This is a genomic window from Stieleria sp., assembly GCF_041595215.1.
GTDB classification, from domain to species: domain Bacteria; phylum Planctomycetota; class Planctomycetia; order Pirellulales; family Pirellulaceae; genus Stieleria; species Stieleria magnilauensis.
Genome location: NZ_JBFHKV010000370.1, coordinates 1 through 7,238 on the forward strand (window position 1 = coordinate 1; position 7,238 = coordinate 7,238).

General features: G+C 59.9%; 5 protein-coding genes. All 5 read right to left on the bottom strand.

From position 1 onward, the window contains the following. Positions 1-590 (bottom strand): DUF1501 domain-containing protein (locus ABX749_RS15450; RefSeq protein ID WP_372896762.1); only part of this gene is annotated, 590 nt, incomplete at its 3' end. Continuing rightward, positions 580-3,783, bottom strand: coding sequence for a PSD1 and planctomycete cytochrome C domain-containing protein (locus tag ABX749_RS15455; protein WP_372896763.1), 3,204 nt, complete (start codon positions 3,781-3,783; stop codon positions 580-582). The genes ABX749_RS15455 and ABX749_RS15450, both read right to left, overlap by 11 nt. Before the next feature lie 2 nt (positions 3,784-3,785). Next, positions 3,786-5,528: a FecR domain-containing protein gene (locus ABX749_RS15460; protein WP_372896764.1), complete on the bottom strand. Its 1,743-nt coding sequence runs from the start codon at positions 5,526-5,528 to the stop codon at positions 3,786-3,788. Then, on the bottom strand, positions 5,525-6,124 hold the full coding sequence (locus ABX749_RS15465; RefSeq protein WP_372896765.1) for a sigma-70 family RNA polymerase sigma factor: 600 nt from the start codon (positions 6,122-6,124) through the stop codon (positions 5,525-5,527). The genes ABX749_RS15460 and ABX749_RS15465 overlap by 4 nt, the downstream gene beginning before the upstream one ends. A 572-nt stretch (positions 6,125-6,696) precedes the next feature. Further along, positions 6,697-6,870, bottom strand: coding sequence for a hypothetical protein (locus tag ABX749_RS15470; RefSeq protein WP_372896766.1), 174 nt, complete (start codon positions 6,868-6,870; stop codon positions 6,697-6,699). Positions 6,871-7,238: the final 368 nt, after the last annotated feature.

A 7,238-nucleotide genomic window follows, 5' to 3' on the forward strand; every position in this document is an offset into this window, starting at 1 on the left:
CCTTCCTGCATCACCACGAAGGCGGGAAGATTTTCGTTTTCCGATCCCAGCCCGTACGTCACCCAGCTGCCCAAGGACGGCCGGCCGGCGAACTGGCTGCCCGTGTTCATTTGACAGATGCCGCCGGAGTGATTGATCCCGTTGGTCCAGCAAGAACGGATCACGGCCAACTCGTCGGCCATTTCAGCGGTGTGTGGCAGCCAGTCGGAAATCCACAATCCGCCTTCTCCGTGCTGTTTCCATTTCCGCGCCGACGGCAGGATCGGCGAGTCGTATTCGCCCATCGCGGTGATCACCCGGCCGAAGCTTTCGGGAATCGGCTTGCCGGCCAGCTTTTCCAATGCCGGCTTGGGATCAAACGTGTCCAGATGACTCGGACCACCGTCCATGAACAGAAAGATCACACTTTTGGCTTTCGCCGGATGGTGTGTCATCTTCGCGGCCAAAGGCGACGGAGCCGACGCGGTGGCGGCCATCGCGCTGTCTTGGTTCAACATCCCCGCCAATGCCATCGCCCCAAATCCGCTGCCGCTTTGCAGCAACATCTGACGGCGCGACAGGCTTTGGCGATTCGTTTTATCAATCGACATAGATCATCTCATTGGAACATAAGAGCGCGTGCAGCAGCGCCACCCGGGCGCGCTGGCGGGGCGATGCCGTCGTGGCTTCACCCGATTTGATCACCGCATGCAGATCGTTGCCAGACAGATCCTGGCCCAACCGATCCGCTGTGGCGAACTGAATATCAAAAACCAAATGGTCGTTGGGACGGTCCTTGGTCAATTGCTGCACCTCGTCGGCACCGCGGAACGCGGCTTGGTGCAGACGGACATTCTGGATCAACCCATCCCAGCGATGGCGATTCGCACGGCCACCGATTTGGATCGGCCGATCGGCTTGCACATTCCAGCGGGCACGATGGGTCACGCTGGCAACCTGCGGTTTCGCATCGGGCGTTGACAAATCCTGCAAGTAGAACGTGATGCCGTCCTTCGACGCGTCGTCCAAATCGATCGACACCGCGATGTAATACGGACGGTTCAGTTCCAGCCGCAAATCAGAAGCGACGACTTCGTATTCCGGTTTGCCTTGAGGATCCTCGCGTGAACCCACCAGTTGCAGGATCAGATTGCGAGGTTTGAATGCACTCTTGGTCGACGTCACACCGAGGGACCAGCCCCGCTTGGATTGGTCGCCCGACCAGTTGGCGACGATCGTTCGAACCGACGCATCGGGATACAGCGAATGCAACATCACCGTCGCTTCGATCGTAAAGTCACCGTTGTCCGGCGATGTTTGCAGCGACTTGACCGCCGGGATTTGGATCTCCGTCGGCGGCTCCGATTTCAATGCGATCGCCTGCCGCCCGTCGGGGAACGCCGTCAGTTGCTTCGGCGCGGCGGGCTCTGGCGAGATCGATTCGTAGGAGTCGACAAACCGCTCGGCTTGTTGAAGTTCGCCTTCGCCGGGCTGGCGAAAATAAATCCGTTGGTAGACGCTGTGGACCAGTGAATCAAGACTCGCCGACGCCAGCTCACCGGCCATGTCTTTCGCTTGGTCGTGCAGCCACGGATCATTCATCATCAACAAGACTTGGGGCGACGTGGTCGTGCGATGCCGTTTGCATTGACTCTCCACACGATCGGGAAAATCGAACACCGCCAACAACGGATCCAACTTGTTGCGTTTGACCGGTTTGTAGATCGCACGTTTTTCTTTCGCCAATTTCCCGCTGGCCACCAGCACGGCATCATGAATCTCTTCACCGGACAACCGTCGTGGATTCATCCGCCACAGAAGCACGTTCTGAGGATCGAGCTTCGCCAGTTGCTCGTCCATCGGCCGTTCTGACGATTGACGATAGGTGGCCGACGTCAAAATCAAACGATGCAGTTTCTTCAGGCTCCAGCCGTCTTGCATGAAGCGTCGGGCCAACCAATCGAGCAGCTCCGGGTGGGACGGCGGCGTTCCCAGACGTCCGAAGTCGCTGGTCGTTTCCACCAGGCCGCGTCCGAAATGCTGCTGCCAAACGCGGTTGACGATCACCCGCGCGGTCAGCGGATTGTTTGGGTCGGTGATCCAGCGGGCCAGCGCCGTCCGCCGCCCGGTCGATTGCAATGCCGGCGGCGGCGGCTGAATCTCGGCCGGCTTGTCGTCCAGGATCACCGGATAGCCCGGCGGAATCGGCGATGAATCGGCAGCGTCGGGGATCGTGGTCGGCGGCGCGACCGGCCCCACATCGCTGGCGACAAATTTCAGCGTGGGCAACGGTTCCGGTTTCAAATGATCGAACTCGGCTAGCTGCTTACGCAACTGCTGGCGCTCGGCTTCGGTTTCTTCGTCCAACCACTCCGCCAGCTTGTCCGGATGCACGTCAAATTGATTCGACGCCAGCGACGCGATCTGATGCTCGTACGGGCTGCGGTCACGACGACGGCTGGAGATCATCCCCCGGATCTCTTTGGTGAATTTTTTGAATCCTTCGCGCGTGGCATGGGCCAGCAACACCGGCGTTTCGATTTCGTGCAACCGCTTGCGGATTTCCTCCGTCGCCGCTTCCCAAGTTTGCTGTTGTTGCAAATGCCGGGTGCGAGTTTCCACGTCCGCGATCGGCTGATCTTCACGCGGCTGCAGCGGCGCGAAGAACGCCTTCATCGCGTAGTAATCTTTCTGCAGCAGCGGATCGAACTTGTGGTCGTGACAACGGGCGCACTTCAATCCCTGGGCCAGAAAAACATCGGCCGTCGTCTCGGTCACGTCGCTGAGAATCTGTTGCCATTGGCCTTCCACGTCGCGTTGGTTCCATTCGTAGATCCAATGACGCAGATACATCGTGCCGATCAACGCATCTCGGTTGCCGGGATCGACTTCATCGCCGGCGAGTTGTTCGAGCACAAAGCGATCATACGGCTTGTCTTCATTGAACGAGCGAATCACGTAGTCGCGGTAGCGGTACGCTTCGGGACGCCCGTGATCGGCGTTGTAACCGTCCGAGTCGGCGTAGCGAACCAGGTCCAACCAATACCGCGCCTGGTTCTCGCCGTAGGTGGGCTCGTCAAGCAGTTGATCGACGAGTGCTTCGTACCAACCCTCGCCGGTTGCGAGCGTGCCGGCAGATTGACCATCGGGCGGCAATCCCGTCACGGCAAAGTGAACGCGTCGGGCGAGTTTTCCGGATTCGGATTCCGCCGCCGGTTCGATGCCTTCGCGACGGTGCCGCTGGAACACAAAGTGGTCGATCTCATTGCGACACCAACCGTTGTCCTCCACTTCCGGCACGTCGGGATTGGCGATCGGTTGATAGCACCACCAGTCGCGATCCTGGTCGGTGATCTTCGGCGTCGGCTTCAACACCAAGCCTTGCGGCCAAGGCGAATCGGCTCGGACCCATTGTTCGATTCCGGTGGTGACCGATTCTTCCAACCGGCCACTGGGCGGCATCTCGAACGATTCATAACGCAGTGCTTCGATCAACAAGCTCTCCTCCGGTTTGCCCGCGACGATCGCGGGGCCGGAATCGCCGCCCTGCAACAGGCTCTCGAACGTGTCGAGCCGCAAGCCGCCTTCCTGTTTCGTCTCGCCGTGACACTTGATGCAGTGCTGCACCAGCATCGGACGAACATGAATCTCGAACAGATCACGTCCCGGTGGAGTGCTTTCGGCGGCCGGAAGTGATGCGGTCCACAGCGGTAGCAGAAGCAGCGCGGCAAGCGAATAGATTCGGCGTGAACGCCGGCGGGGATCGCAAGCTGGAAGCGTACGCCACTTGGAATCATTTCCCATGTTCAATTCAGCTCCGGTAAGCCGGCGATGAAGACCGGGTCAACCATGTGTTTGTCATCAAGCGCATCTTGAAAAAAAAGTCCCTCGACGCGTTCGTTCGGTGCGTATCCCAGATCGGACAAATCGATTCCCACGGCCAGGCCGCGAAACCGCATTGCCTGCCGCTGCTGGACCGCTTGAAGCGTTTGCAACTCGGCGACCGAGTCTGCCGGTTGGGCGAACAGGTGGACGTAAAAGTTCGCCAACACTTGGGCCTCGGGCGATTCCATCGTCAAATCGTATCGGCGGATCGTGTGGGACTTTAGCCCGTCGCGAAACACCAGCGGACTGACATGAAACGCGTCTCCGTCGATCGGGTTGCCGAACGATTGCAAATCAAAGAATACCACGTCGGCTCCCGGCCCGTTGAAAACCGGTGAATCGAAACGGACGGCAAAGCCCGGCGTCCCGGCATCGCCCGTCAGGATCGGCGAGATCGTCAACGGTTGCTCGCTGCCGTCGGGATTGATCACACCGGTGACCAGACTGTGATCAAAGACGACATCGGTCGCCGGAACGGGCAGTTGCTGACCGCCGCACAAGAACGCCCGTGGCTCGGTCGATTTGAACCACGTCAAACGCGTCGCGATCAAATCACCCACGTCAATTTTCATCACCCGCCCGCCACGCTGCACCGTCACGCTGGTCAGCTTCTCCGCACCACCGCCGACTGCCTGGGTCGCCTCGTAAGACACCACACGGTCGGGCAACCCGTGGCGATAGACGTTGGAATCGAAGGGCACCGGTTGGGCTCCGAGCCGGCCCGCCGCCGCAAACGCTTTCGCTTGCCCGCGCACCAATCGCGTTTGCGTCTGTTGCTCGGCGACCAATCCTCCGACTCGTTCAGCTGCTTGTTCAGCCGCGACCGGGCCGGAGCGTTCATACACATCCGCCGCCCCTTCGGTGACATGCACTTCCGTCTCGCTGGTCTCCGACACCGTGACGGCGAACCGTGTTCCGCGATCCACCACCCGAGTCGCCGGCGTGTCGATCCGAAAACCTTCGGCGCCGTCGGGGGCATGAACGCTGCAACGCCCGACGTCCAAGGCCAAGCTCTCGTGGCTGGTGACACGAAACACTGCGGGGCCTTCCAGAATCGCCGACGCCCCGGCAGGAAACGCGACCTCCACCATGCCACTCATCAACACATACTCACGCTGCGGCGCGAGCACCGTCCCGACGGGCGGTGACAGTTCGCCGAAGAACGTCGCGTGCGCGCTGCTGGCCAGTCGCACGTCGATCCGTGCCGCCGCCGTTTCGCCGCCTTCGTGCTGTCGCTTCGGCAACATCACCAACGACAACGCCGCAAACAACAAGACCGCCGCGGCGACCCACATCCCGGCCGACATCCGCCGCCGGCCGCGAAGGGTGTGTCCGGTCCGCGTTGTTTCTTGTTGCGATGCTTCCTGCCGAGCTGCGTCCCGCCGAGCCGTTTTGGTCTGCGCGACATTGGACATCACGCGGCCGACAAACTCGTCGTGACTCTTCGGCAACTTGGCCATCGTTTCGCGGACGAATTCGTCCTGCCGCGTCGGCTCTTCCTCCACAATCAATCCCAACAGCCGATGGGTTTGAAACAGATCAGCGGCCTGCGTCACACGGCGTTCATCGGCCTCCAACAACTCTCGAAGCTCGGCCAGTCCGTGTTCGTCCAGCTCCCCTTCCAGGTAGTCGGTCCACAGTTCGGTAAATCGTTCGTCGGTCATTGTGCGGCACCTCCGCTGGCAGTCGCCATGCGCGTTTCAATGCATTGCTGCAGCTTCTGCCGGACCTTCCAGAGTTGTTTTTTGACGGCGGGGACCGAACGATCACAGCGGGCGGCCATCTCTTCCAACGGAATCTCTTCGTCGTAGCGCCACGAGACAAACTGGCGGAGCGACTCGCCGAGCGAATCCAAACACATTTGCAAACTCTCCAGTCGCGTCGTCCACATTTCCGGCGTCTCGTCGCAGCGCCGATCCAGCTCGCGTTGCAACAGATCGGGACCGTAACGGGCGTGATAGTCGGCGATCCGCCGCAGCCGAGTCGTCTCGGTGCGGAGCTGGAACCGCGCGATCGTGAACAGCCAGGCGGCGAAATCCGTCCCCGGTTGATACTCCTTCAACCGCGTGAAAGCCGCCACAAAACTGCGCTGCGCCAAATCATCGACATCCACCCCCGGCGGTGCGTGGGCGGCCAGCCAGGCCCGCAGCGGCCGTTCGAACCGGCGCACCACAGCCTCAAATGCCGCCGTTTCACCGCGACAAACACGCCGTAATGCAGATTCGGTCTGCAAATCGTCGAAGGGGAGATCAATAGCCATTTCATGGGTCTATGGCAGCAGAACGGGGCAGGTTACCCCGATTTGGAAACTTTTCGGCCACGCACCCAACAAAGATGCCCGCCAGAAGACACAGTTTAACTACGGGCCAGCACGGACTGTCTCCTGCCACGCCAAACGCCGCCCCGGCCGAACCAGCGAAGGCAAAATCATGAAATGGCAGAATGATGGGCTAGTCGAATCATTCTGACACGACGTTCTGACCAGTCTGTTCATCATTCTGCTCCGAATCATTCTGCCATTCATCTCACCATCGTCTTGCCCCCATCGTTTTGCCCACCGGCCAGAATCCCCCGGCCAATATCCCCCGTCCAACAAGCCCCGGCGGCTCACTGCCGTTGCCTCCAGCGTCATCGTCCACACTACGGATGATTAAACGTCTGAAGAACCCATGACCGCGAGGCCGGGGCGGCATGGCAATCACGGACGCCCTGATCCTGTTAAGCACTCCGTCTGCACCACTAGGAAGGATGGTTGCGCACTCGCCGGAGAGCGATTCGTCAGGGGAAAGGGAGGGGACGTCGATCTCCGCCTGACCGCGGGGACCAGTCTCATCACTCGCCAATGGTTGCGGGGCGGTCTATTAGAAACTCGATCACATCGGATTGGCGAAATTGCCAACCCGCATTGGCTCCCGCACCATGAAACTTGGCAAGCTTTTGGTGCCAAATCAACGCCCAGTCGGGCTTGCCAGCCTGCTGCATCCCACCGCCATTTTGCGTCGCCATCGGCCCACCCTCTGCGAAACCGACTGGCAAACCCGCTGCAGACAGCCTTCCGCCAAGGAGGGGGCTGGCCAACCCCAACGTGTTGCAATCCTGGCGAAAAACTGGATAATTCGGTGACCACTTATCGCCGACCCGCGGATAAGGCCGCCAAAAACTTACCCACCCGAGGACAAGGCGGCAGACAAGCCCCCTACCGCGGGGGACCAGGTAATAAACAAGTTCTGCTACTGAATCATTCCAACCTGATTACTCAAACAAGCGAATCGAAATGAGACTTTGCGTTCAACTAAGCCTATGCGTCTTCTGTATTCAGTCCGTGCACGCTGATATAGTCATCGACATTAGCTCACAATTTGACCGCGATACGA